The organism is Streptomyces sp. NPDC057474 (assembly GCF_042802555.1).
Lineage (GTDB): Bacteria > Actinomycetota > Actinomycetes > Streptomycetales > Streptomycetaceae > Streptomyces.
The window spans coordinates 17,506-42,429 of the sequence record NZ_JBHVDX010000070.1 but is presented as its reverse complement, the minus strand read 5'-3'; the positions used below and the strand labels follow the sequence as shown (position 1 = coordinate 42,429).

Annotated in this window: 15 protein-coding genes and 1 pseudogene; 3 read left to right on the top strand and 13 right to left on the bottom strand. The window is 71.0% G+C overall.

Annotated features, from left to right (window positions below; translation table 11 throughout):
- Positions 1 to 47: 47 nt before the first annotated feature.
- The 3 genes and pseudogenes from ACFU53_RS21015 to ACFU53_RS21005 form a co-directional block, all read right to left on the bottom strand.
- The gene (locus tag ACFU53_RS21015) at positions 48 to 476 is read right to left on the bottom strand and encodes a DUF6896 domain-containing protein (protein WP_383994343.1); all 429 of its coding nucleotides are present in this window, start codon (positions 474 to 476) and stop codon (positions 48 to 50) included.
- Positions 473 to 2,338 carry a polymorphic toxin-type HINT domain-containing protein gene (locus ACFU53_RS21010; protein WP_383994340.1) on the bottom strand — a complete coding sequence of 622 codons (1,866 nt, stop codon included), beginning with the start codon at positions 2,336 to 2,338 and terminating at the stop codon, positions 473 to 475. Before ACFU53_RS21010 ends, ACFU53_RS21015 begins: the two co-directional genes overlap by 4 nt.
- A 1,051-nt stretch (positions 2,339 to 3,389) precedes the next feature.
- Positions 3,390 to 3,908 (bottom strand): annotated as a pseudogene (locus ACFU53_RS21005) (hypothetical protein); the annotation flags it as partial.
- An 82-nt stretch (positions 3,909 to 3,990) separates the two neighbouring features.
- On the opposite strand from ACFU53_RS21005, the gene ACFU53_RS21000 reads away from it, so the two are divergent.
- A complete protein-coding gene (locus ACFU53_RS21000) occupies positions 3,991 to 4,470 on the top strand; it encodes a hypothetical protein (protein WP_383994337.1) in 480 nt (159 codons plus the stop codon).
- A gap of 21 nt (positions 4,471 to 4,491) precedes the next feature.
- On the opposite strand, the gene ACFU53_RS20995 is transcribed toward ACFU53_RS21000, so the two are convergent.
- From ACFU53_RS20995 to ACFU53_RS20970, 6 genes are all read right to left on the bottom strand, one after another.
- Complete coding sequence (locus tag ACFU53_RS20995; RefSeq protein ID WP_383994334.1) at positions 4,492 to 6,210, bottom strand: serine/threonine-protein kinase; 1,719 nt, start codon at positions 6,208 to 6,210, stop codon at positions 4,492 to 4,494.
- Between the two features lie 115 nt (positions 6,211 to 6,325).
- Complete coding sequence (locus tag ACFU53_RS20990) at positions 6,326 to 8,104, bottom strand: serine/threonine-protein kinase (RefSeq protein ID WP_383994331.1); 1,779 nt, start codon at positions 8,102 to 8,104, stop codon at positions 6,326 to 6,328.
- 160 nt (positions 8,105 to 8,264) lie between these two features.
- Complete coding sequence (locus ACFU53_RS20985) at positions 8,265 to 10,025, bottom strand: serine/threonine-protein kinase (RefSeq protein ID WP_383994352.1); 1,761 nt, start codon at positions 10,023 to 10,025, stop codon at positions 8,265 to 8,267.
- A 240-nt stretch (positions 10,026 to 10,265) separates the two neighbouring features.
- Entirely contained in the window at positions 10,266 to 13,169 is a 2,904-nt protein-coding gene (locus ACFU53_RS20980) for a protein kinase (RefSeq protein WP_383994328.1), read from the bottom strand.
- A gap of 388 nt (positions 13,170 to 13,557) precedes the next feature.
- On the bottom strand, positions 13,558 to 15,762 hold the full coding sequence (locus ACFU53_RS20975) for a serine/threonine-protein kinase (protein ID WP_383994325.1): 2,205 nt from the start codon (positions 15,760 to 15,762) through the stop codon (positions 13,558 to 13,560).
- A 304-nt stretch (positions 15,763 to 16,066) separates the two neighbouring features.
- Positions 16,067 to 17,773 (bottom strand): glycerol-3-phosphate dehydrogenase/oxidase, encoded by a 1,707-nt coding sequence (locus ACFU53_RS20970; RefSeq protein WP_383994322.1) that lies wholly within the window; start codon positions 17,771 to 17,773, stop codon positions 16,067 to 16,069.
- A 281-nt stretch (positions 17,774 to 18,054) separates the two neighbouring features.
- Here ACFU53_RS20970 and ACFU53_RS20965 point away from each other — a divergent pair, with 281 nt between their 5' ends.
- Complete coding sequence (locus ACFU53_RS20965) at positions 18,055 to 19,263, top strand: nucleotide sugar dehydrogenase (RefSeq protein ID WP_383994319.1); 1,209 nt, start codon at positions 18,055 to 18,057, stop codon at positions 19,261 to 19,263.
- 557 nt (positions 19,264 to 19,820) lie between these two features.
- On the opposite strand, the gene ACFU53_RS20960 is transcribed toward ACFU53_RS20965, so the two are convergent.
- The 4 genes from ACFU53_RS20960 to ACFU53_RS20945 form a co-directional block, all read right to left on the bottom strand.
- Entirely contained in the window at positions 19,821 to 20,945 is a 1,125-nt protein-coding gene (locus ACFU53_RS20960) for a GuaB3 family IMP dehydrogenase-related protein (protein ID WP_383994316.1), read from the bottom strand.
- 115 nt (positions 20,946 to 21,060) lie between these two features.
- Positions 21,061 to 22,566, bottom strand: a complete 1,506-nt coding sequence (gene guaB / locus ACFU53_RS20955) for an IMP dehydrogenase (protein ID WP_383994312.1) — start codon at positions 22,564 to 22,566, stop codon at positions 21,061 to 21,063.
- A 156-nt stretch (positions 22,567 to 22,722) separates the two neighbouring features.
- Complete coding sequence (locus tag ACFU53_RS20950) at positions 22,723 to 23,298, bottom strand: sigma-70 family RNA polymerase sigma factor (RefSeq protein ID WP_005481141.1); 576 nt, start codon at positions 23,296 to 23,298, stop codon at positions 22,723 to 22,725.
- Positions 23,299 to 23,565: 267 nt separating this feature from the next.
- Positions 23,566 to 24,177, bottom strand: coding sequence for a response regulator transcription factor (locus tag ACFU53_RS20945; RefSeq protein WP_003948568.1), 612 nt, complete (start codon positions 24,175 to 24,177; stop codon positions 23,566 to 23,568).
- 392 nt (positions 24,178 to 24,569) lie between these two features.
- Between ACFU53_RS20945 and ACFU53_RS20940 the strand changes: the two genes are divergently transcribed.
- The gene (locus ACFU53_RS20940) at positions 24,570 to 24,905 is read left to right on the top strand and encodes a WhiB family transcriptional regulator (protein ID WP_383994308.1); all 336 of its coding nucleotides are present in this window, start codon (positions 24,570 to 24,572) and stop codon (positions 24,903 to 24,905) included.
- The last annotated feature ends 19 nt before the right edge of the window (positions 24,906 to 24,924 follow it).

Below are 24,924 nucleotides of genomic sequence, written 5' to 3'. Positions count from 1 at the left end.
CCCCGGGGGATCATCGCCCTGACATGCGTACCGCCCCAGGACCGGCGCTAGACCGCGCTCTGTCTGTTGGCGGAGCTGAACCAACCGGTCTCCGGCTCACGGAGAGCACCGGTCTCGATCAGCTCCCGGCACGCCTTGATCAGTTCTTCCTTCCGCGGTGGGACGTCGTCACCCCGGCTCCGGGCGAACTGTTCCAGCCGCCAGAGGTCGAAGGCCTCCGAGCCGTCCGGCATCAGGTCGATGTCCACCACACGCCCATCCGGGTCGCTCATCCGGCAACCCCGTCCGTGCACCTTGTAGGTGAACCCGTCGGCCGTACAGCCCTCCCGCCCGAGCTCTCGTGCCCGTACGCCGGCCAGCACTGCCGGCAGAGCCGAGAACTCGGAGTACCGGCGAGCCAGTGCCGCCCTGATGGTCCGATGGCTGTCCAGGAACGCGCGCACCACGTCGGTGGCAGGCGCCCCGCTGCTGGTCATCTCCTGCGTCCCCTTCTGTTCTCCGGGAAGTCCGAGCCGACTTCGACCGCGGCCCAGACCACTTCGTCGACATTCTTATAGGTGTACGACTTCAGCTCCTCCAGCGAGATGACCCGGTACTGCACGTCGATCCCGGCCCTCTTGGCCGCCGCGACCCGGTGGTGGCCGTTGATGATGTACTTCCGGTTGAACGCCTCGAAGACCTCGATCGGCTCTCCGACCCAGCCGTCCTGGCTCATGCTCGTGGCGATGTCGTCGACGATCTTGCGGTCCGCGGCGCCGCCGAGCGACTCCGTCCGCTCCAGCTGGTGCGGACTGACACTGCAGTTGTGCACCAGCACCGGCTCGGAGCCCGCCAACACGTAGTACGTGTGCACGTTGCTGACGCTGAGGTTGTACACCGTGGCAAGCGGGACGGTCCGGTGTTCGACCTCGGTGATCCGCAGCCGGGTTCCGCCGCGGGTGTGCAGCCGCTCCCCAGCCTTCAGCTCGGCGGCGTCGATCCACTCGCCGAGTTCGGGGACCCAGAACGGGTGTCCGTCGGTCGCGGTGACCGAAGCCGTCCCGGTGCCCTTGTCGCCGTCCGTGTCGATGGTGATGTCTACGAGGTGCTTGCGGCCCGTGCCCTTGATCTCCGCAGTGACGGTCTCGACCGTCGTCTCGCCCGTCTCCGGGTCGGTGACCAGGACCCGGTCGCCGATCTCGACGTCCTCGATGGGTTTCGTACGGCCGTCGGCCATGAGCACTCTGGTGCCCGGAGTGAAGCTGTTGCCTCCCTTGCCCCGCACACAGGATGCCGCCGCATCGGCGAGCCGGTCCGCCTCCTTGCGGTTCTTGCGCCAGCCGTTGAACGACTCCAGCAGGTCCTCGCCGAGGTTCCAGACCCGTTTGGCGAGCGCCTCCGCCTTCTTCCACTTCCACGGCGCCCCGTACTTGACGGCGAGCCGCCCGAGCGGGCCGCCGCTGAGCAGCGAGGAGACGACGTTGAGCGCGGTCGCGCCGCAGGCACCCAGGTTGCCCGTTGTGAAGCAGTCCAGCGCGTCGGTGATGCCCAGTTCGTCGGCGATGATCTGAGCGAGTTCCTCGGCGATGGCCTTCGCTCGCTGCATCGCCGCGTCCTGCTCGGCCCGGGCGTGGTCCGCCTTCGCCTGAGCGGCGGTCTGGCTGTTGCCGGCGGGGGCGACACCGCCCGTGCCGTCGGGGTTGGCGGCCACCGCGCCCCGCTTGTGGCCGGTCGGCCACGGCCCGCACTCCTGCCAGCCGCCCACGCACTCCGCGAGCCTGAGACCCGTGGCGTCGCTGAAGGTGACCGGACTGTTGTTGGCGTAGGCATAGCCGTTGATCTGCTGCGGGTCGTTGTGGTCGACGATCGGGTCTGCCGAAAGGAAGCGGCCGGTGTCCGCGTCGTACTCGCGTGCCCCGAGCGTCGTCAGCCCGGTGGACGCCTGGATGGTGCCGCCCACGAAGCCCTTGTCGTTCACCCAGCCGGAGGCGGACGACGTGGTCTCGTCCCGCTCGTTGCCGAACGGGTCCGTCCGGCGGCGGGTGGTCTGGCCGGTGGCCGCGTCGACCGCCAGCTCGGCCGTGCCCTGGTGGTCGGAGAGCAGGAAGCGGACGCCGCTCACGTCCCGCATCGCCACCGTCTGGCCACCGAACGAGTAGTAACGGGTCGCCGTCACCTTCGACGTCGACTTGTCCAGGTGCAGCTCCGTGCCCGGCAGATAGAACGTCTTCTCGTCGGGCGTGTTCCGCAGCAGGCGTTCGCCCGACGCGTCGTACAGGTAGGACGTCACCGTCCCGTCGTGGTTGGTGACCGAGGCCAGCTCGCCCTGCTTGTCCCACGCCAAGGGTCTGGGTGTCACCGGAGAGCACACGGGTCCTGGTGTTGCCCGCGGCGTCATAGGTGTAGGTGTCACGTGAGTTGATCTCGGGGGTGGTGCTCGTCGCCGCCGTCTTCTCGGTCACCGAGGAGACCGTGTGCGGGCCGGAGTCCGCTCCGTCCGGGCCGGAGCCCTCGCCGTAGGCGTACGTACGGGTGGCGGTGGCCTCTCCGTTCAGGCCGTGGCGCACCTCGTCGGTACGGTTGCCGATCGCGTCGTAGCCGTACTCCGTCCAGAACGGGGACACACCACCCACCGTCGAGGACGAGGCCCCTGCCGAGCAGGCCGCGTCCGTGGAACCCGTGCCGGCCGCGCCGTTCGACGACACCGACGACGTCCAGGTGTCCGTCAGGCGGCGCAGACCGTCGTAGGTGAAGCACCGGATGTCCGCCGTACCACCACTCGGGGTGTCGGCGATCGACTGGATGTTGCCGGTCGCGTCGTACGTGTAGCTCGCGTCGTAGGCGACGCTCGCCGCGTTCTGCACGTCCACCCGGGAGGTGGCCAGTCGGCGGGTGCCCTTCTCGAAGGTGTTCGTCAGCCAGGTTTTCGGCGCCGCCGACGCCCCCGTGGACAGCTCCCGCTGCTCCAGCTGCGAGGTCGGTGAGTACGAGACGTCCGCGACGTAACTTCCGCCGCCCAGTGAGGTGTTGAGGGCTGCGGGACGCTGGAGATCGTCGTAGGCGTAGCCCAGCGCCTCCGCCGCCAAACCGCCCACCGCCGGCAGTCCCTGGCCCTGCAAGGTGCCGTCGTCGTTGTACTGGGTGGTGAACTCGTAGGTGCCGCCCAGCTCGGGCTCGGCCGTCTTCGACAGGTAGTACCTGGTCGTGGTCGGCTTGTAGTCGTTGTCCGGATCGAGCACCGGGTAGGTCACCGAGGAGTGGACCGCGCCGTCCTTGTACGTGTACAGCCCGTACAGATGCCCCTTGACGACCGTGTCGTACCTGGTCAGCGACAGCCGCGTGCCGCTGTCCGCGTAGCCCTGCCAGGTCGAGACCGTGCGGCCCAGCTCGTCGTACTTGGTCGACATCCTGTTGCCGCGGGCGTCCGTCACCGACGTGGGGCGGTCCATCGCGTCGTAGGTGTAGTCCCACGTACCCGTGTCGGGGTCGACCACGCTGTCCTTGCGGCCCAGCTGGTCGTAGGTGTACTCCCACGTGTTGCCGACGGTGTCCGTGACCTTCGCCAGCCGGCCGGCGTCCGTGTAGGCGTAGGACGTGGTGACCGCGGAGCCGCCCTCGGAATACTGGATCTGGGAGGTCGTCCGGTCCCGGGCGTCCTTCACGATCGTGGTCTTGATGCCACCGCTCGGCAGGGTCGTCGTCACCCGGTCACCGGAGTAGGCGTACGTGGTGCGGTATTTCTCCTTGCCCGCGACCTTCAGGATCGTGGCCGTCTCGCGGCCGGCACCGTCGTACTCCGTCACCGTCTGCGCGTCCAGGTCGGCGTCGACCGGGTCGAACAGCGTCGAGGACGGAGCGCCGGCGACATAGTAGGTGTCGTTGACCTGGATGACGCGGCCGGAGCCGTCGTAGCGGGTGTCGGCCACCATACGGCCGCCTCTCTCGCCCTCGGTCTGCTCCTGACGGGGCCTCAGGAGACCGTCGTACAGAGACCATTCGCTGCCGTACGAGGTGCCGTCGTTCTCGATCTACGAGGCGCCGGTCGCCTGGTGGATCCCGTACGCGACCAAGGACGGCTACCTCGCCCTGCGCACCTTCCACCGCACCGCGCACGCCGAGGTCACCGCACTGCCCGTCGGCGACGGCTCGATCGCCGTGGAGGGCGTCCTGCACGGGGCCGAACTCGGCGAGGGCGCGACGCTGGTGGGCGTCGCCCGGAGCGAGGAGGTGGCGGACTTCGAGGCACCGGCGACGAGCACCGACGGGGGACGCGGATTCCGCGTACAGCTGTCGTCCCTGCCCGACCCGGCGGGGCCGGACAAGGCCCCCGACGCCGAACCCCTCCGCCTCGGACGACTGTTCGACGACATCGTGGACCGCAAGGACACCGACAAGTACCCGGCGGTCACCATGGCCACGCCGAGCGGCGCCTCCCCGCAGGCCCGCTTCTTCTTCACCGTCACCAACGACCTGGCCGTCGGCCTCTCCTGAGAGGCGCTCCCTGAGACAGACCTACATCTGGTCGATCTTCAGGGTCGCGATGGCCGTACGGGCGATCTCGCGGCCCTGCTCGGTGAAGTGCCCCTTGCCCGGATAGTCGATCCAGAGCCGGTACATGTCACCGTTGCCCGCCTTGTAGTACAGGACCCGCGCCTCACGCAGGCGCGGGGCCTGGGTGTCCGTGGTCGTGTACACGATGGTGTTCTCGGCGGCCTCGTGGTCCTCGAACTTCGCCTCCTGCGGCCGTCCCTTCGGCGCGGGGTCGGCGGCGATGTCCAGCGTGTACTCGCCGTCCTTGACCAACTCCCAGTCGGCGTACGCGTTGTCCAGCGCGACGCCAGGGATCTCGTTCTCCTTGTCGTCCTTCTTGACGTCCCGGTCGACGTTGATCCGGATCAGCCCGCTCGGGTCGCTGTACTGCGCGAACGTGCCGTCGGTGTCGTCCGGCTCGAACCTGTCCTTCACGAAGTCCCCGGGCACGCCCACGTTCGCGGCGACCTTGGAGCCGAGGTCGCGCTGCTTCCAGCCGTCCGGCAGAGGCCCCGCGAACGGCTCCGCGATCACCAGGTACGCCGTCACCGCCGCCGCGACGACCACCGCGCCGAGCCCGGCGAGGGTCTTGGCGCCGACACGGATGCCCTTGCCGTCCCCCGCCGGGGGCCCGGCGATCTGCTGGACCACCTGGGTGGGCGCGGGCGCCGGCGGGTTCGCGGCCGTCTCCAGCAGCTCGCGGACGCGGGCGGCGGTCGGACGACGTGCCGGGTCCTTCTGCAGCAGGCCGTTGATGGCCTCGACGAGCGGGCCCGTGGCCGAGGCCGGCGCCGCGGGCGTGGCGTTGAGCACGGACTGCAGGGTCGCCGGCGTGTTGCTGCGCCGGAAGGGCGACACGCCCTCCGTGGCGGCGTAGAGGACGACGCCGAGCGACCAGAGGTCCGACGCGGGGCCGGGCCGCTGGCCCAGCACCCGCTCGGGCGCGATGTACTCGGGCGAGCCGACGAAGCCGCCGGTGTCCGTCAGGTTCGTCTCGCCCTCGATCTGGGCGATGCCGAAGTCGGTGAGGACGACCCGGTCGTGGCGGCCGAGGAGGACGTTGTCCGGCTTGACGTCACGGTGCAGGATGCCGGCGGCGTGCGCGGCCTCCAGAGCGCCGAGCACATCGAGGCCGATTCTCGCCGCGTCACGCACCCCGAGGGTGCCCTCCTGGAGCGCGTCACCCATCGAACGTCCCCGCACCAGCTCCATCACGATCCACGGCTGACCGTCCACGACCGCCACGTCATGCACGTTCACGACCGAAGGATGATCGAGCCGGGCCGCCGCACGGGCCTCGCGGCGCATCCGCTCGAAGGCGTTGGCCCGTTCACGCTCGGGAAGATGATCCGGTACGCGGGGCTCCTTGACGGCGACCTCACGATCCACCGTCTCGTCCTTCGCCCGCCACACCGTACCCATGCCACCATGTCCGAGCTTGGCGAGCAGCCGGTAACGGCCCGCGATCAGCCGCCCGTTGCCGGGGTCCTGCGAGGGCTGCGCGGGCTGCGGTTGCTGCGCCGAGGGCGGTGCCGGTGACGGCGGGGCCGACTGCGCCACCACCTGAGTCGGCTGCGCGTACGGGTTCCCCGGGTACGGCGCGCTCGGCTGCGGCGGTTGCAGTCCGAAACTCGTCGGCTGGTCGGGTCCGTAGCCGGGCCCATGGCCGGATCCGTAAGGGGCGCCCCCGTTGCTGCTCATATGTTCATCTGTATCGCGGCAAGCGCTTCGGCAGCCACCCCCGTCGCTTTCCGGTCACAGACCCGTGACGCGGAACGCCACTTATCTCCTCTTTGGTTACGTACGAAGGCGTGGACTAGCCGCGTCTGAAGGTGTCCACCGCCACGTCGAAGTACTCTTTCGCCTCGCTCACCTTCCCGACCGGCGCCGACACCCACACGTCGTACAGCCGCCCGTCCTGTTCCCAGCACAGGTCGTACGTGTGCCGGGGCCCCTCCGCCGCGCTGAAGCCGTCCCAGGTGAACTCCCAGAGCGCGGCGGGCCGCCCGTCGTGCGTGGTCCCGGTGACCCGGCCGTCGCGGTAGCCGGGGTTCGTGGAGGGTCCCTTCTCGTGGGCGCGCCGCATCACCCCGACCGGCCCGCCCTCCTCCGGGTCGTCGACCTTGATGCCGATCCGGATCACCTGCCCCGGCGACATGAAGAAGACCCGCTCCCCCTGCGGCTCCCGCGTGAAGTCGTCCGGCACGGCGAGACTGAAGCCGCGGTCGTCCTCGGCGAGCCGGTACCCCGAGGGCACGGTGGGCGCGGTGGCCGCCCGTGAGCGCGTCACGGTGGGCGTGGCGTCGGCCGGCGTGGCACCGGAGGTTCCGGCCCCGTCCGAAGAACTCGGCGTACTCGACGTACCCGACTGGCCCGACTGGCCCGACTGGCCCGACTGGCCCGCCGTACTCGACGCGCCCGGTGTCTGCGGTGCCGAACTGCTCGGCGTGCCGCCCCCGTCGCTCCCGTCCCGCATCAGCAGCGCCGCCGCGGAGACGCCCGCCCCGGCCATCGCCGCCACCAGCGCGGCCGCGACCAGCACGCTCCGGGTGGAGTGCGGCTGCCGCTCCTGCGCGGGCTGCTCCCGCAGGGCCGCCGCCGGGCCGAGCCCGGGCTGCCCCGCCGGCCCGGCCGCCGGTGCGTCCTGGGCGGCGGCCCCCGCAGGGGCCGTACGGTGCGCGTCCCGGCCCAGGCGCGGCACGTCCCGCCGGGTCGGCGTGTAACCGGTCGACGTCCTCGCGCTCTTCGTCGTCCTCGGTGTCCGGCCGGTCTCCCGGAAGGTCCGCAGCAGCCGCTCCGCCTCCGCCGCGTCGAGCCGCCGGTCCGGATCACGTTCCAGCAGTCCGCGTACGACGGGGAGCAGCGGCGCGGCCTGCGCGGGCGGCCGGATCTCGTCGAAGACGACCGCGTGCAGGATCCCGCCCAACGAGTCCCGCCGGAACGGCGATTCCCCGCTGAGCACGGCACACAGCAGCGCGCCCAGCGACCACAGGTCGGACTCCGGCCCGGTGCGGACCCCGGACATCCGCTCCGGCGCGGTGTACTCGGGCGAGCCGACGAAGGACCCGCTCTCGGTGAGCGTGGTCGCGCCGGCGACCTGGGCGATGCCGAAGTCGGTGAGGACGACCCGGTCGGTGCCGGTCTCCATCAGGACGTTGGCGGGCTTGAGGTCGCGGTGCAGCACCCCGGCGTCGTGCGCCCGCCGCAGCGCGCCCAGCAGATCGATCCCGATCCGCGCGGCCTCCCGCGCGTCGACCGGCCCCTGGGCCGCGATCCGCTCCGCGAGCGAGCCGCCGTCGATCAACTCCATGACGATGTACGGGCGTTCGTCCTGCTCGACGACGTCGTGCACGACGATGATGTGCGGGTGCCCGAGCCGGGCGACCGCCCGCGCCTCCCGCAGGGTGCGCTCACGCCGCTGCCGGGAGCGTTCCTCCGGGAGCGAGTCGTCGAGGGCGAGCTCCTTGACCGCGACCTGTCGACCGAGGAGCTGGTCGGTGGCACGCCACACAATCCCCATACCGCCGCGGCCGATCCTGGCCTCCAGCCGGTAACGACCCGCTATGACACGGACGTTTTCCCCCTCGGTCCCCATACGCCCCATCATGCCGCACCGGACCGGAACCCTCCGGTGCCGCGTGAAGGCCTGGCCGACAAGCGACGTACGCGCGCCTCGCGAGCGCCTCGCGAGCGCCGTGCGTGGGACGGCGTGGGACGGCGTGGGCCCTCGCGTTCGAGCCGCGGCACCCCCGCCCTCACTGCGCCGGCGGCCGCCAGCTGCGCAGCACCGCGTAGAACTGCTCCTCCGCCGTCTCCCAGTCCGCCGCGGGCGAGGACATGTAGATCGTGTACTCGACGCCGTCCCGGGAGAGATACATCTGCTCGATCGCCCGGCGCGGCCCGGGGAACTCCGTGTCCTTCGCCGGCGCGGTCCAGGTGAAGTCCCACAGCGCGCCGGGCCGGTCGCGGTAGATGTTCTCCTCCAGGCTCACCCGCCGGTACTCGGGCCGCACCTTCACCTGCTCCTCCAGGTCGATCTGGTGGTGGAGCGGGCTGTCGAAGTCCGGCGAGTCGTCCACGGCGACCCGGAGGAAGTGCTCACCCTTGTCAGGCGTGTAATCGATCTGCGTCCCCTCCACCTGCCGCTTCCACCCCTTGGGCAGGGCAAGGCTGAAACCCTCCGGGTCCTCGACCCGCTCCCACCCCTCGGGCACCCCGCCGGCCGACTGATCCCCGTCCTCCGCCTCGTCCGCCCCATCGGCTCCGGCTGCGGCGGAGCCGCTCCCCGCACGCCACCCCTCCGCGTAGTGCATCGCGACGGCACCACCACCGCCGATCAGCACGGCCAGCAGGAGGACGAGCGCGACCGTACGACGCCGGCGGCCGCGCCGCTTGACTGTGGACGCGGCGGGAACGGCGGGGGCGGGCTGATAGGCGGTGGCCATCGGGGCGACCGGGGTGCCGAAGCCACCGGCGGCGGACACGTGGCCCCCGGTCGAGGCCGCAGTGGGGTGCCCCGGCACCTGCGCGCCGCCCTCGTACGCACCAGGCGCACCGTGCACGCCCTCTGCGCCACGCGCGCCCCCACCACCCGCACCACTCGCACCACCGGCACCACCCGGGCCGGCCACACCGCCCGCACCGCCCCCAGCGCCCCCCGGCTGCTGCTCGGACGGCACATACGCCTGCGCCACCCGCGGCCGCCGCCCCTCCGCCGCCTCGGCGAGCATCTGCTCGGCCGCGTCGGGACCGGGCCGTACGGCCGGATCCTTGCACAGCAGCGCGGTGATGACGGGCCCCAGCGGCCCCGCGTCCACGGGTTCGGCGGCCTCCTCGCTCACCACGGCCTGCATCGTGGTGAGCGGTGTGGTGCGCCGGAACGGCGACTTGCCCTCCACCGCCGTGTACAGCGTGGCGCCCAGCGACCACAGGTCGGAGGCGGGCCCGGGCTCGTGCCCGCGCACCCGCTCGGGGGCTATGTAGTCGACGGAACCGACGATCTCGCCGGTCCGAGTGATGGTCGTGTCGCCCTCGACCTGCGCGATGCCGAAGTCGGTCAGCATGACCCGGCCGTCCTCGGCGAGCAGCACGTTGCCCGGCTTCACATCGCGGTGCAGTACGCCGGCCTGGTGGGCGGCCCGGAGCGCGCGCAACACCCACATCCCGATCCGCGCCGCCTCACGCGCCTCGACACGCCCCCGCTCCCTGACCGCGTCGGCCAGCGAGACGCCCTCGACCAACTCCATGACGATCCACGGCCGGTTGTCGTGCTCCAGCACGTCGTGCACGGTGACGACGGCCGAGTGGTTGATCCGAGCCGCCGCGCGCGCCTCCGCCCGGGTCCGCCGCAGCAAGATGGTCTGCTCGTTCTCCGAGACGTAGAGCGCGGCCGTCAACTCCTTGACCGCGACGGCCCGGTGCAGCACCTCGTCGTGCGCACGCCAGACCCGTCCCATGCCACCGCTGCCGATCGTGTCGACAAGCCGGTAACGCCCCGCGAGGAGCAGCCCCTGCATCTGATTCACGTTGCCCCGCAATGTTCTTGACAGGGTCAGATTAGGGAGCGGCCGGCAACCCGGGGAACCGGCCGGGCCGCACAGAGACCGCACTGTGACGGTTCTCGCTTCCGCGAACGGAGCACAACCTTCCGCCGCCGGGCCGATAAAGGCCCCATCCGACCATCCAAATCGCTCAGCCGACCATCCGCATCGCTCAGGCAGTCATCCGCATCGCTCAGCCGGTCATCCGAACAGCTGCTAACCGGTCGCCCGATACGTGTCCGCCGCCTGCTCGTACAGCCGCGTCACCTCGTCCCGCTCCGCCTCCGGCCCGCGCAACTGCAGCACGTGGTACCGCCCGTCGAGGAGGATCGCGAGATTCCGTACGAAGACGCCGCGCCCCTCGGAGTCCTGCCAGGTGAACTGCCCCTCGGCCGAGGTCACCCCGCCCACCTCGATCAACCGCATCCCGGTGGACGTGGCCCAGGACGAGTCACGGAACGGCTGCAACTCGCGCTCGTCCTCCCGCTGGTACTTCAGCGGATCACTGCCGTACGTCTGCGCGCTGTCCCGCCCGGGAACGAGGATCAGCTCGAAGTCGCCCTGGGAGTACACGATCTGACCGCGCCCGTTCTCGGCGCTGCGGTCCCACCCGCCGGCGACGGCGACCTCGAACCCCTCGGGGTCCTTGCGCAGGGTGAACCCCTGGGCGACCTCGGGGTCGCCGGCCTGCGTCTGCGTCGACCCGGACGACTCCGACGGCGACGGACTCGCCCCGCTCTGCCCCTCGCCACCGTCGGGCGAGTTCGAGTTCTGGCCGGGCCGGGACTCACTGCTCGCCTCCGGCGCCGAACTCGGCTGCCCGACACTGTCCGTACGGCTGCCCGTGTCGCTGCCCTCGCTGCTCGGCCCGGCCTTCGGCATGAACACCATGGCGTACGTGACCGCCGCCACCAACGCGAGCAGGATCAGCAGGAGCAGGTTCCGGCCCAGCTTGCGGGGCTGCGGCTGCCTCCCCTGCCGGGTGCGCTTGTGGCGGGCGTGCGCGCTGGTCGCGGGCAGCCCGGCCCGGCGCCTGCGGACCAGCTCGCCCCGCCGCCGTACGATCGGCAGCCGGCTCGCGTTTACGGGCGGCGTCGGCACGACATGCGTACCGGCCTCGGGCTCGGGCGCCGACCGCACCAGGGAGCGCAGCCAGCCGCGCAGCTCCTCGAAGTCCAGCCGCTCGGTGGGGTCCTGACGCAGCAGCGACTCCACCACCGGCCGCAGCGGGCCGCACTCCTCGGCGAACGCGGGCGGCTCCGCGCACACCATCTGCACCAGCTCGGCGGTGTTCTCCTCCGGGTAGGGCGCGTGCCCCTGCACGGCCCGGAACAGCAGCGCCCCGAGCGCCCACAGGTCCGTCGACGGCCCGATCGGCGCCGCCAGCTGCCAGTTCTCGTGCACCGGCCCGGCCTGCTCCGGTGCCCACCGCTCCGTGACCGGCCCCACCACGGCCATCCGCGCCTGCCGCGCCCGCTCGGCGGCGAGCGCGGTCGTGGGCCCCCGCCGAGGAGCGGCCCCACCACCGACGCCGTCCCAGGGGGCCGCATCCGTGACACCGGTGGGGTGCGGGTCAGCCGTGTCCTGCACGGGGGCGGCGTACGCGCCGACGCCGTACGCCGGGTTGTCGCGAGTACCTGTGTCATACGCCGGGTTGTCGCGAGTACCTGTGTCATACGCCGGGTTGTCGCGAGTACCGGTGTCGTACGCCGGGTTGCCGTACCCGGCGTCGGGACGCGAGCCGTGCCCCGGTGTGGGGTGCGTGCCGGTCTCACCGCCGTCGAAGGTGTCGTCGCGCCGACCGCCGACGCCGGACGCACCACCGAGTGGACCGCCGACGTACGGCGAGGAGTTACCGGGCGCCGCGTTCCCCTGGCCGTTGCCGCCGGGCGTGCCCGTCCCGCCGCGCGGCAGCGCGCCGTGCCAGGCACTCGTGGCGCCCCCGTTCGCGAGGACCCCGTAGGGGTCGGCGATCTGGCCGAGCGGCACCGGCCTCGTCCCCGCGCCGGAAGCCGGGTCGCCGTCCCGCCCCGCCCCCGCCGCCGTACCGTCCTGCGGCGCCGGCCGCTGCGCGGGCAACCCCGCACCCGGCCCGCCCCGTTCGTCGTCCTGCACACGGGCCGCGGCCCGCGCACCCGCCCGATACGCGGCGATCGCACCCGCCCGCGCCGCCCGGGCGTCCCCGCCGGCCTCCAGCGCGCGCTGCCCCCCGGAGGGATTCGTGCCCGGCGCCGCCGCGCTTCCCGCCCGCGCCTCTATCGCGGCCCGCCGAGCGGCTTCGGGGTCCTCGACCGCACCACCGGGCCCACCGCTACGGGCACCGCCGAACGTGCCACCGCCGGTGCCCCCGGGCAGGGCACCCCCGGGCGCCGACGCCCCGCGCGCCCCCGGAACGCCACCGGGCGGCACCGGATCCCGACGCGAACCCTGCCCCCCGACGGGCCCCACGGCAGGCGCTCCCGCGCCGCCGCCGGGTGCCCCGGGCGGCCTGTCCTCGAACTCCCGCGCGGGCACCGGGTCGTACCCGCACAACGCCTCTTCCGCCGCCCCGACCGCCAGCCCGGTCAGCATCACCCGGCCGTCGTCGCAGACCAGTACCGTGCGGGCGGTGATGTTCCGGTGGACCCAGCCGTGGGCGTGCAACGCCCGCAACGCGGTGAGCACGTCGGAGGCGACCTCGGCCGCCCGGTACGGGGTCAGCGGCTGCTCCGCGAGCAGCGCGGCGAGGGGCCGCGCGGACACCAGTTCGCTCACTATCCACAACGAGCCGCCCTCGGCGAACACGTCGAAGACCTGGTCGAGCCGAGGGTGGTCGGGGATCTGCGCGGCGGCCTGCGCGGCCTCGATGGCCCGCCGTACGGCCGGGTCCGTGGACCGGCGCGTGGTCCGCGCCGCACCCCGGCGCCCCCCGCCGTCCCGCGCCACATAACCGTCGGGCAACCCATCCGCGTCGAGCATCTCCGCCTCGACGACCTCGGGCAACGGCACCTGCCGTACCAGGACTTCCTGTCCGCTGTAGGTGTCGAAGGCCCGAATCTCGGCGGCGAGTTCGTATTCGTCGGAGGGCGGCAGCGGCAGGCGATAGCGGTCGGCGAGTACTCGCCCCGCGTATTCGTCCACGATGCCCTCCCCCGGCTGCCCGGTTGCTCAATTCCGCTCGCCTTGCGTCCCGTTCCGTTCTGGATGCGTACGGTCCGCAGCCCTTCACGATACGTGCCGGATGCAACTCACATTGACTCGATGCGATATCTCGTTCGTCTCGAATGTGTTCGAACGCTCTCGATCTTCCCCGGAGGACCCGTCCCTGAACTCACCCGGCGGGCAGAACTCCCGAAGCCGAGCTCACATCGAGAGAGCTCACCCCGGGCCGCGCCCCCTCACGCCCCCGTACGGCACCCCGAGCTGAAGCACGAAACCGCGCACAGCCACAGCCTCAAACGCACCGGCGCACAACACCCCACCCACGCGCGCTCCTGCGCACACCGTCACGGGTGGGGCACCCGGCGCCTCACGACTTCGGCTTGAATGTCTTCGTGAACGTCTGCCACGTGTTCTTGCGCAGCTCACCGCTCCACTCCGACGCCTTCGCGGTGTACATCAGCGCGTATCCCTGCTGGGAGTCGACGACGAATCCGCGGTCGATCGACCGGTTCTTCGTTCCGCTCTCCACATAGGTGAACTCCCAGTCGGCCGCGTTCCAGCCCCGGTAGTCCACCGCCTCTATTCGAATCCGCTTGTACTGCGAGCGCGTCATGTACCGCTCTTGGTTCTTCCAGTCCGCGACGGGGTCGTTCTTCGGCGTGGTCGTCCACCCGACGAGCAGCCGCTGACCGTCGGGGCCGGAGAACCGGGCCCCCGCGGCGTCCGTGGACTGGTACTTCCACCCGTCGGGCAGCCCGATAGAGAAACCCTGACCGCTCTTGTACGTCTCGGTCGCGGTGTCCTTCGAGCCGCCGGAGCCGTCACCGCTCACCGACCCGTTCGACCCGCCCGAAGGGCTCGGCGAACTGCCACCGGACCCGCTCGAACCGTCGGCCTTCTCCGTCGTGTCACCGTCCGGACTGGGGTCGGACCCCTTGTCCGCGTCCTTGCTGTCGGCGTCCGCGTCCTTGCTGTCGGCGTCGCTCCCCGACGTCGACCCGCTGGACGCGGCAGCCTTGGTGTCGGGGCCCTTGCTGTCGTTCGAACTGCCGTCGTCGCCACCGAGGGTGAGCGCCAGGACGGTCCCGAGGACGGCCAGCACCACGGCCACCGCGATGACGGCCAGCGTCCGCCGCGACACCACATCCGTGATCGGCGCCCGGGGCACCGGCCGCGGCGGCAGATCCGGCGGGGGCACCTCGGGCCACCCGGAAGTCCGCCCCGCCGAAACGGAGTTCCCGGCGCCGGCGCCCGCGCCCACACCGGCGCCACGCGGCCCGGGCACCCCGGACTCCGACTTGCCCGCAGCCTGCGCCGAGCCTCCGCCGGCCTTGGCGGCATCGGCACCCGACGCCACCCCGACGGAAGCGGACCGCGTCGTCATCACAGCCGCCGGAGACGCGGCCGGAGACTTCGCGCCGCCCCCAGCCCCGCTGGAAGCCGCACCGAGCGCCCCGCCGGAGGTACCACCGGAAGCACCCCCCGAGGTCCCACCGGACGCCCCCCGCGCGACAGCGGCACCGGTACCGGCGGCCGCAGCTCCGGCCCCCGCCCCGGCCGCGCCCTTCCGCATGGACCACCGAGGCGCACGCGGCCGCTCGCCGCCGCCCTCCTTGGCCCCGGCTCCGCCGGAACCGCCCTTCTTCGGGCGCTCCTCGGGCACGGGCGGCAACGGCACGACCCGCGTCGCGTCCACCGGCTCGACGTCCTTCGGGTCGGGCGCGTGGATCACCGTGTTGAGCATCGCCCGCGCACCGACGTCGTCGAGCCGCCGCTCGGGGTCCTTGGTCAGCAGACCGAAGATGACGTCCTTCAGGGTCCCGGCGCGCTTCGGCTCCGGCACCGGTTCGGTCATCACCGCGGTCAGCGTCGCTATGGCCGACCCCTTGTCGTAGGGCGGCACCCCCTCGACCGCCGCGTAGAGCAGACCGCCGAGCGACCACAGGTCGGCCGCGGGCCCGGGCTTGTGGCCGCGCGCCCGCTCCGGCGAGATGTACGAGGGCGCGCCCACGAGCATGCCGGTCGAGGTGATGGAGGGGTCTCCCTCGACCTGTGCGATACCGAAGTCGGTGAGGACGACCCGGCCGTCGTGCTTGTCGATGAGCACGTTCGACGGCTTCACGTCCCGGTGCAGGATGCCCTCGCGGTGCGCGGCCCGCAGCACGTCGAGGATCGCGAGCCCCACCTCGGCGGCCCGCCTCGGTTCGAGCACCCCGTCCTCACGGATGACCTCGGCGAGCGACTTGCCCTCGACGAGTTCCATCACGATCCACGGCCGGTCGTCCTCGTGCACGACATCGAACACCGTCACCGCGGCGTTGTTACGGATCCGCGCGATCGCCTTGGCCTCGCGCAACGTGCGCGTGATCAGCCGCCGCTTCTCGTCCGCGTCGATGCTCGACGGGAACCTCAGCTCCTTGACGGCGACCGTACGGCCCAACGTCTCGTCCTCGGCACGCCACACCGTGCCCATGCCGCCGCGACCGAGCACCCCTCCCAGCCGGTACCGCCCGGCGAGGAGACGTGCGTCCTTGTCCTGACGGGATTCCCCAGCCCGCTCCGCCTCCGACATGCGTCCCCTCATACAACCCGCCCTGACAGAGGCTCCATTGTCACCCACCCGCCAACCGCCCCACGCCCTGGGCCCCCCTCAACCAGCCACCCCAGCTCCAAGCCCCTCACCGCACCCACACTTCACAACCAGGGCCCGACATCGATCCCCCCATCAATCCCCCTGGGCGGACCCACACTTGATGCCGACCCAGGCTTCCGTTCAGCCCGTCCGGCGTTTGAGGACGAGCCCGAAGGGCGAGAGCGGGGGTCTGGGCGCGCAGCCCTCAGGAACGGGAAGGGTAGGGGCGGCGGGGGCGAGACGGCTACAACGGCACGATGTCCGGCGCCCCCAACCGAGCCGCATCCGCCGTCAAGTCATCCGGCTGCCGCTGCGACTCCCGCTCGGCCTCCACCCTCTTCTCATAGTGCTGAACCTCCCGCTCGATCTGGTCCTTGTCCCACCCGAGCACCGGAGCCATCAACTCCGCCGCCTCCCGCGCACTCCGCGTCCCCCGGTCGAACGTCTCGATAGAGATCCGCGTCCGCCGCGTCAGCACATCATCGAGATGCCGCGCCCCCTCGTGCGAGGCCGCGTACACCACCTCGGCCCGCAGATAGTCGTCCGCGGCCTGCAACGGCTCCCCCATCGACGGATCGGCCGCGATCAGATCGAGCACCTCCTCGGCCGCCGACCCGTACCGGTTCAACAGATGCTCCACCCGCACCACATGCAGCCCGGTACTCGCCGCGATCCGCGCCCGCGCGTTCCACAACGCCCGATACCCCTCCGCCCCCAGCAGCGGCACATCCTCGGTGACACACTCCGCGACCCGCTGGTCGAGCCCGTGCACGGCGGCGTCCACCGCGTCCTTGGCCATGACCCGATAGGTCGTGTACTTGCCGCCGGCCACCACAACCAGCCCCGGCACCGGATGCGCGACGATGTGCTCCCGCGAGAGCTGGCTCGTGGCGTCCGACTCCCCCGCGAGCAACGGCCGCAGCCCGGCATAGACGCCCTGCACGTCATCCCTGGTCAGCGGCACCGCCAGCACCGAGTTCACATGCTCCAACAGATAGTCGATGTCCGCGCTGGACGCCGCCGGATGCGCCTTGTCGAGGTCCCAGCCGGTGTCCGTCGTCCCCACGATCCAGTGCCGCCCCCAGGGGATCACGAACAGCACGGACTTCTCGGTCCGCAGGATCAGCCCGGTCGTGGAGTGGATCCGGTCCTTCGGTACGACCAGATGGATGCCTTTGGACGCCCGTACGTGGAACTGTCCCCGCTCACCCACCATCGCCTGGGTGTCATCGGTCCACACCCCGGTGGCGTTCACGACCTGCCGAGCGCGTATCTCGTACTCCCCGCCACCCTCGACGTCCTGAACCTTGGCGCCGACCACCCGTTCGCCCTCACGCAGAAACCCCGTCACACGCGCGCGGTTGGCGACCTTCGCCCCGTACGACGCGGCCGTGCGCACCATCGTCGCCACATAGCGGGCGTCGTCCATCTGGGCGTCGTAGTACTGCAGCGCCCCGACCAGCGCGTCCTTCTTCAGACAGGGCGCGATGCGCAGGGCGTGGTGGCGGGTCAGATGACGATGAAGCGGCAGCCCCCGGCCGTGCCCGCGCGCCATCGACATACCGTCGTACAACGCGACGCCCGAGCCCGCGTACCACCGCTCCCAGCCCTTGTGCTGCAAGGGATAAAGGAACGGCACGGGCTTCACCAGATGGGGGGCCAGGCGCTCCAGCAGCAGCCCTCGCTCCTTCAATGCCTCGCGCACGAGGGCGAAGTCGAGCATCTCCAGATAACGCAGACCGCCGTGGATCAGTTTGCTGGACCGGCTGGAGGTGCCGGACGCCCAGTCACGTGCTTCGACCAGGCCCGTGGACAGGCCGCGTGTCACGGCGTCCAGGGCCGTGCCCGCACCGACCACTCCACCACCCACGACCAGCACATCCAGCTCGCGCTCGGCCATACCCGCCAGTGACTCGGCGCGCTGCGCCGGTCCCAGTGCCGCTGTCCTCACCGCTGCCTCCCGCTGTTGGTCGCGTCGGCCTCACCTGTCCATGCCCGTCAGGCAAGACCCGGCTCACATCCCCCTGCCCAAAATTCTGACCGTGTTGCCCGACTTCGGCCACCACCAGCCCCCAGCCTGTGGATAACTCCGCAGGACGCGCACAGAAAAACAATTCCCCAATCCCGTATATCGGTCATATTTACTCCTAGTGTGACATTGCGCTCGCTCATCCAGTCCACAGGGCTTGCGCGCCTGTCCCGCTTCGGTTATTGGGAAGGACGGCCCACGCCATGCCCGCAGATCTCGCCGTCATCGGACTCGGCCAGTTGGGGCTGCCGCTGGCCCAAGCCGCCGTCGCCGCCGGCATCGCCACGCTCGGTTACCGCACCGGCCCCGACTCCGGCTCCCTCACCCCCGGCGAACTGCGCCGCATGCTCGCCCGCGGCTTCAAGCCCACCACCAGCCCCGCCGAACTCGGCCGCGTCCGTACGGCGGTCATCTGCGCCCCCACCTCACCGGGCGCCGACGGCTCGCTCGACCTCACCCAGGTCGAGGAGGCCGCCCGTACCCTGGCCACCCGCCTGCGCCCGCACACCACGGTCATCCTGGAGTCCCCGGTCCCCCCGGGCACGACGGAGGAACTCCTCCGCCCCCTCCTCGAAGAGAGCTCCGGCCTGCGCGCGGGCCGCGACTTCCACCTCGCCTACTCCCCCGCCCGCGTCGACCCGGGCAACCGCGACTTCGGCCCCGCCAACACCCCGAAGGTGATCGGCGGCCTGACCTCCGCCTGCACGGAGTCAGCGGCCGCCTTCTACGGCCGCCTCACCGACAAGGTGGTACGCGCGCGTGGTCTGCGCGAGGCGGAGACGGTCCACCTCCTGGAGACCAACTACCGCCATGTCAACATCGCCCTCGTCAACGAGATGGCCGCCCTCTGCAACGACCTCGGCGTCGACCTGTGGGACGTCATCCGCTGCGCCGAGACGAAACCCTTCGGCTTCCAGGCCTTCCGCCCCGGCCCCGGCGTCGGCGGCCACGCCCTCCCCCAGGACCTGTCGGGCCACGCCCCCCGCTCGCTCCGCATGGTCGAGCTGGCCCAGCGCGTCAACAACCGCATGCCCCAGTACGTCGTCCAGCGCGCCGCCACCCTCCTCAACGAGCACGGCAAGTCGGCCCGAGGCGCCCGCGTCCTCCTCCTCGGCATCACCTACAAGCCCGACGTCCCCGACCAACAGGGCACCCCCGCCGACGAGATCGCCCGCCGCCTCATCGAACTCGGCGCCCACGTCAGCTACCACGACCCCCATATCCCCACCTGGAGCGTCCTCGACCGCCCCATCCCCCGCGCCGACTCCCTCTACGAGGCCACCGCCGACGCCGACCTGACGATCCTCCTCCAGCAGCACCGCACCTACGACCTCCAGGGCCTGTCGGTGAAGGCGCAACTCCTGCTGGACACGCGAGGGGCTACGCCTACGGGGGCGGCGCACAGGTTGTGAGAGGGGGCGCACGACGCGGCCCCCGCCTCCGGGGCTGGTGGCAGACACCGCCCCACCCCGGTACCGTACGGAAACAGGTGGAGCCCACCGCAGCGGTCACTGCGGCAGGCTCCTGGATGGTTCACGGAGTGTCCGCCCCTATTTGGCTTGGGGGCGGCCGCTCACCATCCGAAAAGCCGCAAAATCCACCTCCTCCGGCACTTCACCATCCGAAGACGGACTCGGTCCCAGCGGGTGGGCTTGCGGTGACGTCCCATGGGCGCCCCCTTCCACGACACCGCCCATTGACCCGGTAGACGGTCCGTTGGAATCGGGCCGGGCCCCGAGGGCGGGGTCCGGACCAGGTCCTTGGAAGGGGGCTCCCAGCCGAACTGGGGCGCCGGACACGAACGTTATCGCCCGGCTACGCCCATTCGGCCCACATTCGTCCCCGACACCACCACGCGCCCCCACCCCACAACTCACGCCCCCACCACCCCACTTGGGCACACAAAAGGGCCCGGTCGCCCTCAGGCAACCGAGCCCCGGCCCACGCTCAAGCCGAGCGCGGCGTCACCTCACCGCATGTGCTGCGAGTCCGCCACCGTCACCTCGACGCGCTGGAACTCCTTCAGCTCGCTGTACCCGGTCGTGGCCATCGCCCGCCGCAGCGCACCGAAGAGGTTCATGGAGCCGTCAGGAGTGTGCGACGGCCCGGTCAGCACCTCCTCGATCGTCCCCACAGTCCCGAGGTCGACCTTCTTGCCGCGCGGCAGTTCCTCGTTCACCGCCTCCATGCCCCAGTGGTTTCCCTTGCCGGGCGCGTCCGTGGCGCGGGCCAGCGGGGAGCCCATCATCACCGCGTCCGCGCCGCAGGCGATCGCCTTCGGGATGTCGCCGGACCAGCCGACACCGCCATCCGCGATGACGTGCGCGTACCGGCCCCCGGACTCGTCCATGTAGTCCCGGCGGGCCGCGGCCACGTCGGCCACCGCCGTGGCCATCGGGACCCGGATGCCCAGCACGTTGCGCGTGGTGTGGGCCGCGCCGCCGCCGAAGCCGACGAGGACGCCGGCCGCGCCGGTACGCATCAGGTGCAGGGCGGCCGTGTAGGTGGCGCAGCCGCCCACGATCACCGGGACGTCCAGCTCGTAGATGAACTGCTTCAGGTTCAGCGGCTCGTGCGAACCGGAGACGTGCTCCGCCGACACGGTCGTACCGCGGATGACGAAGATGTCGACGCCCGCGTCCACGACGGCCTTGGAGAACTGGGCCGTGCGCTGCGGGGAGAGCGCGGCGGCGGTGACCACACCGGAGTCGCGCACCTCCTTGATGCGCTGCCCGATCAGCTCCTCCTTGATGGGAGCCGCGTAGATTTCCTGGAGCCGGCGGGTCGCGGCCTCGTCGGGCAGGCCGGTGACCTCGTCGAGCAGCGGCTGCGGGTCCTCGTACCGCGTCCACAGGCCTTCGAGGTTCAGGACACCGAGGCCGCCCAGCTCGCCGATGCGGATCGCGGTGGCCGGGGAGACGACCGAGTCCATGGGGGCGGCCAAAAAGGGCAGCTCGAAGCGGTAGGCGTCGATCTGCCAGGCGATCGAGACCTCCTTCGGGTCGCGCGTACGGCGGCTGGGGACGACGGCGATGTCGTCGAAGGCGTACGCCCGGCGGCCGCGCTTGCCGCGCCCGATCTCGATCTCAGTCACGTGTGTGGCCTTTCCCTGATGCGTTCAGCGTCTTCCAGTATCGCCGACGGGCACGACGAGGGCGGCCCCGGATGCACCGGGGCCGCCCTGGCCGCAGCGTGGCAAGGCCCGCTGCCTACTTACGGCTGTAGTTCGGCGCCTCGACCGTCATCTGGATGTCGTGCGGGTGGCTCTCCTTGAGGCCCGCGGAGGTGATCCGTACGAAGCGGCCGTTGGCCTGGAGGTCCGGGACGGTCCGGCCGCCGACGTAGAACATCGACTGGCGCAGGCCTCCGACCAGCTGGTGGACGACCGAGGAGAGCGGGCCGCGGTAGGGCACCTGGCCCTCGATCCCCTCGGGGACGAGCTGCTCGTCGGAGGCCACGCCCTCCTGGAAGTAGCGGTCCTTGGAGAACGACTTGCGGTCGCCGCGCGACTGCATCGCCCCCAGCGAGCCCATGCCGCGGTAGGACTTGAACTGCTTGCCGTTGATGAACAGCAGCTCGCCCGGCGACTCGGCGCAGCCCGCGAGCAGCGAGCCCAGCATCACCGTGTCGGCGCCCGCGACCAGGGCTTTGGCGATGTCGCCGGAGTACTGCAGGCCACCGTCGCCGATGACCGGGATACCGGCTTCCTTGGCGGCGAGCGAGGCCTCGTAGATGGCGGTGACCTGCGGGACGCCGATGCCGGCGACGACCCGGGTCGTACAGATGGAGCCGGGGCCGACGCCGACCTTGATGCCGTCCACGCCGGCGTCGATCAGGGCCTGGGCACCGTCGCGCGTGGCGATGTTGCCGCCGATGACGTCGACGCCCGAGGAGTTCGACTTGATCTTGGCGACCATGTCGCCGACCAGGCGGGAGTGGCCGTGGGCGGTGTCGACGACGATGAAGTCGACGCCGACCTCGATGAGGGCCTGGGCGCGCTCGAAGGCGTCACCGGCGACACCGACGGCCGCGCCGACGAGGAGGCGGCCCTCGCCGTCCTTGGCCGCGTTCGGGTACTTCTCGGCCTTCACGAAGTCCTTGACCGTGATCAGGCCCTTGAGGATGCCCGAGTCGTCGACCAGCGGAAGCTTCTCGATCTTGTGCTTGCGCAGCAGCTCCATGGCCTCGACGCCGGAGATGCCCACCTTGCCGGTGACCAGCGGCATCGGCGTCATGACCTCGCGGACCTGGCGCGTGCGGTCGGACTCGAAGGCCATGTCGCGATTGGTGACGATGCCGAGCAGCTTCTTGTTGCCGTCGGTGACGGGCACACCGCTGATGCGGAACTTGGCGCACAGCGCGTCGGCCTCGCCGAGCGTGGCGTCCGGGTGCACGGTGATCGGGTCGGCGACCATGCCGGACTCGGAGCGCTTCACCAGGTCGACCTGGTTGGCCTGGTCCTCGATGGACAGGTTGCGGTGCAACACGCCGACGCCGCCCTGGCGGGCCATGGCGATGGCCATCCGGGACTCGGTGACCTTGTCCATCGCGGCCGAGAGGAGCGGGATGTTCACCCGCACGTTCTTGGAGACGTACGAGGCGGTGTCGATCTCGTCGGGCGCCATGTCCGACGAGCCCGGCAGCAGCAGCACGTCGTCGTAGGTCAGCCCGAGCCTCGCGAATTTGTCGGGCACTCCGTCGACGTTGGCAGTCATGACACCTTCCCCAAATGGCCTTGATCGGTGCGGATGTCCATGCTAACGGGAAGCGTGGGGCACACATTCCACGGTACGAAGTGATACCGGGCTTCGTATGTTCGTACGGAAAACGCACCCCGCGTGTTCATGCGGGGTACCTGAGAGCCCGTACGGCTACTGCTCCGCCAGCGCCCGGAGTCTGCTCAGCGCCCGGTGCTGGGCCACCCGGACCGCGCCCGGTGACATCCCCAGCATCTGTCCGGTCTCCTCGGCCGTGAGCCCCACCGCGATCCGCAGCAGCAGCAGCTCCCGCTGGTTCTCGGGGAGGTTGGCCAGGAGCTTCTTGGCCCACTCGGCGTCGCTGCTGAGCAGGGCGCGCTCCTCGGGACCCAGTGAGTCGTCGGGGCGCTCCGGCATCTCGTCCGAGGGGACGGCCGTCGACCCGGGGTGGCGCATCGCGGCACGCTGGAGGTCGGCGACCTTGTGGCCGGCGATGGCGAAGACGAACGCCTCGAACGGCCGTCCGGTGTCTTTGTAGCGCGGCAGCGCGAGGAGAACGGCGACGCAGACCTCCTGCGCCAGGTCCTCCACGAAGTGCCGCGCGTCACCCGGAAGCCGGGACAGACGGGTGCGGCAGTAGCGCAGCGCCAAGGGGTGGACATGGGCGAGCAGATCGTGCGTGGCCTGCTCGTCCCCGTCGACCGCGCGATGCACGAGCGCACCGATCACTGTCGTCTCGTCGTCGCGCATCGGTCCATGGTGCCTTGCGGCCGTCCGGTCCGTGGCGCCACGTCCGTGGTTGTGCACCGAAGCGTTATGAGCAGGTGCGCCGGAACTCATCTCCTGCGCCCTCCCCTCCCGCTCGTTCGACTGCTCCCCGAGGAACTCCACACCTCAAGGATGCGGCATCCGCGGCGAAACGAGCAGCGGGCACCCGCGCGACCCCGCTGACCTCGCGGTATGCGCCCCCGCCCGCCTCGCGGCAGGCGGGGATTCCCGAACCCCCGTCGCGGCTCACTAGCGAACCAGGCCCCAGCGGAAGCCGAGCGCCACCGCGTGCGCGCGGTCCGAGGCGCCGAGCTTTTTGAACAGGCGCCGGGCGTGGGTCTTGACCGTGTCCTCGGAGAGGAACAGCTCGCGACCGATCTCGGCGTTGGAGCGACCGTGGCTCATGCCCTCCAGGACCTGGATCTCACGCGCGGTGAGCGTCGGCGCGGCACCCATCTCGGCGGAGCGCAGCCGGCGCGGGGCGAGCCGCCACGTCGGGTCGGCGAGGGCCTGCGTCACCGTGGCGCGCAGCTCCGCGCGGGAGGCGTCCTTGTGCAGATAGCCCCGCGCGCCGGCCGCGACCGCGAGGGCCACGCCGTCCAGGTCCTCGGCGACGGTGAGCATGATGATGCGCGCCCCGGGGTCGGCGGACAGCAGCCGCCGTACAGTCTCGACGCCGCCCAGACCGGGCATGCGTACGTCCATCAGAATCAGATCCGAGCGGTCGGCCCCCCAGCGGCGGAGGACTTCCTCGCCGTTGGCCGCCGTGGTCACGCGCTCGACGCCGGGCACGGTCGCCACCGCGCGGCGCAGCGCCTCTCGGGCAAGCGGGGAGTCGTCGCAGACGAGGACGGATGTCATGGCCGCCCTCCGCAGCTGATGCGCGTCACCTTGAGCCTCCAGGCTGGTACGAAATCGTCACCTGTGCGGTCGACACTCACGAGCGGACACGAACGCCTGCCCGAGCGCTTGTTCTCTCAACCGCCTCCGCCCGTCTCAACGACGGTCACTCGAAAGAGTTACGGGATGGCTGGGCACCTTCGGCACTCTACGTGAGGGCGCGCACACGGTGCAGACATGCACAACGGACCCTCAATGTTTCACCACAACCTATGCCCCATTCAGACGTTTTTCTTCCCATTTATTGGCGTCTGAGGCTAGATTCGCAATGAGTCATATTTTCATCTCCTTAGATAGTGGATGTACGGTCATGGGCAACATCTCCGCCCAGAACGGCAACAAGGGGACACGAAATGGCAGATTTCTCCCGCCTTCCCGGACCGAACGCTGATCTGTGGGACTGGCAGCTCCTCGCGGCCTGCCGCGGGGTCGACAGCTCACTCTTCTTCCACCCCGAAGGAGAACGCGGTGCGGCACGGAGCGCTCGTGAGAACTCGGCCAAAGAGGTCTGCATGAGATGCCCGGTCCGCGCGCAGTGCGCGGCCCACGCCCTCGCGGTGCGCGAGCCGTACGGCGTGTGGGGCGGGCTGACCGAGGACGAGCGCGAGGAGCTCATGGGCAGGGCACGCCACCGACTCGTGACGGCGTCCGCGTCCCCGCCGGGGGGCGACGCCGGTTCGAACACCTGAAGGAACGTTTCTGCAAGAT

What these genes read in the sequence shown, in the direction of transcription:
- ACFU53_RS21015 (WP_383994343.1), bottom strand. Translation starts at nt 476, where the DNA reads ATGACCAGCAGCGGGGCGCCTGCCACCGACGTGGTGCGCGCGTTCCTG.
- ACFU53_RS20995 (WP_383994334.1), bottom strand. Translation starts at nt 6,210, where the DNA reads ATGAGCAGCAACGGGGGCGCCCCTTACGGATCCGGCCATGGGCCCGGC.
- ACFU53_RS20990 (WP_383994331.1), bottom strand. Translation starts at nt 8,104, where the DNA reads ATGGGGACCGAGGGGGAAAACGTCCGTGTCATAGCGGGTCGTTACCGG.
- ACFU53_RS20985 (WP_383994352.1), bottom strand. Translation starts at nt 10,025, where the DNA reads ATGCAGGGGCTGCTCCTCGCGGGGCGTTACCGGCTTGTCGACACGATC.
- ACFU53_RS20975 (WP_383994325.1), bottom strand. Translation starts at nt 15,762, where the DNA reads ATGTCGGAGGCGGAGCGGGCTGGGGAATCCCGTCAGGACAAGGACGCA.
- ACFU53_RS20965 (WP_383994319.1), top strand. Translation starts at nt 18,055, where the DNA reads ATGCCCGCAGATCTCGCCGTCATCGGACTCGGCCAGTTGGGGCTGCCG.
- guaB (WP_383994312.1), bottom strand. Translation starts at nt 22,566, where the DNA reads ATGACTGCCAACGTCGACGGAGTGCCCGACAAATTCGCGAGGCTCGGG.
- ACFU53_RS20950 (WP_005481141.1), bottom strand. Translation starts at nt 23,298, where the DNA reads ATGCGCGACGACGAGACGACAGTGATCGGTGCGCTCGTGCATCGCGCG.
- ACFU53_RS20945 (WP_003948568.1), bottom strand. Translation starts at nt 24,177, where the DNA reads ATGACATCCGTCCTCGTCTGCGACGACTCCCCGCTTGCCCGAGAGGCG.
- ACFU53_RS20940 (WP_383994308.1), top strand. Translation starts at nt 24,570, where the DNA reads ATGGCAGATTTCTCCCGCCTTCCCGGACCGAACGCTGATCTGTGGGAC.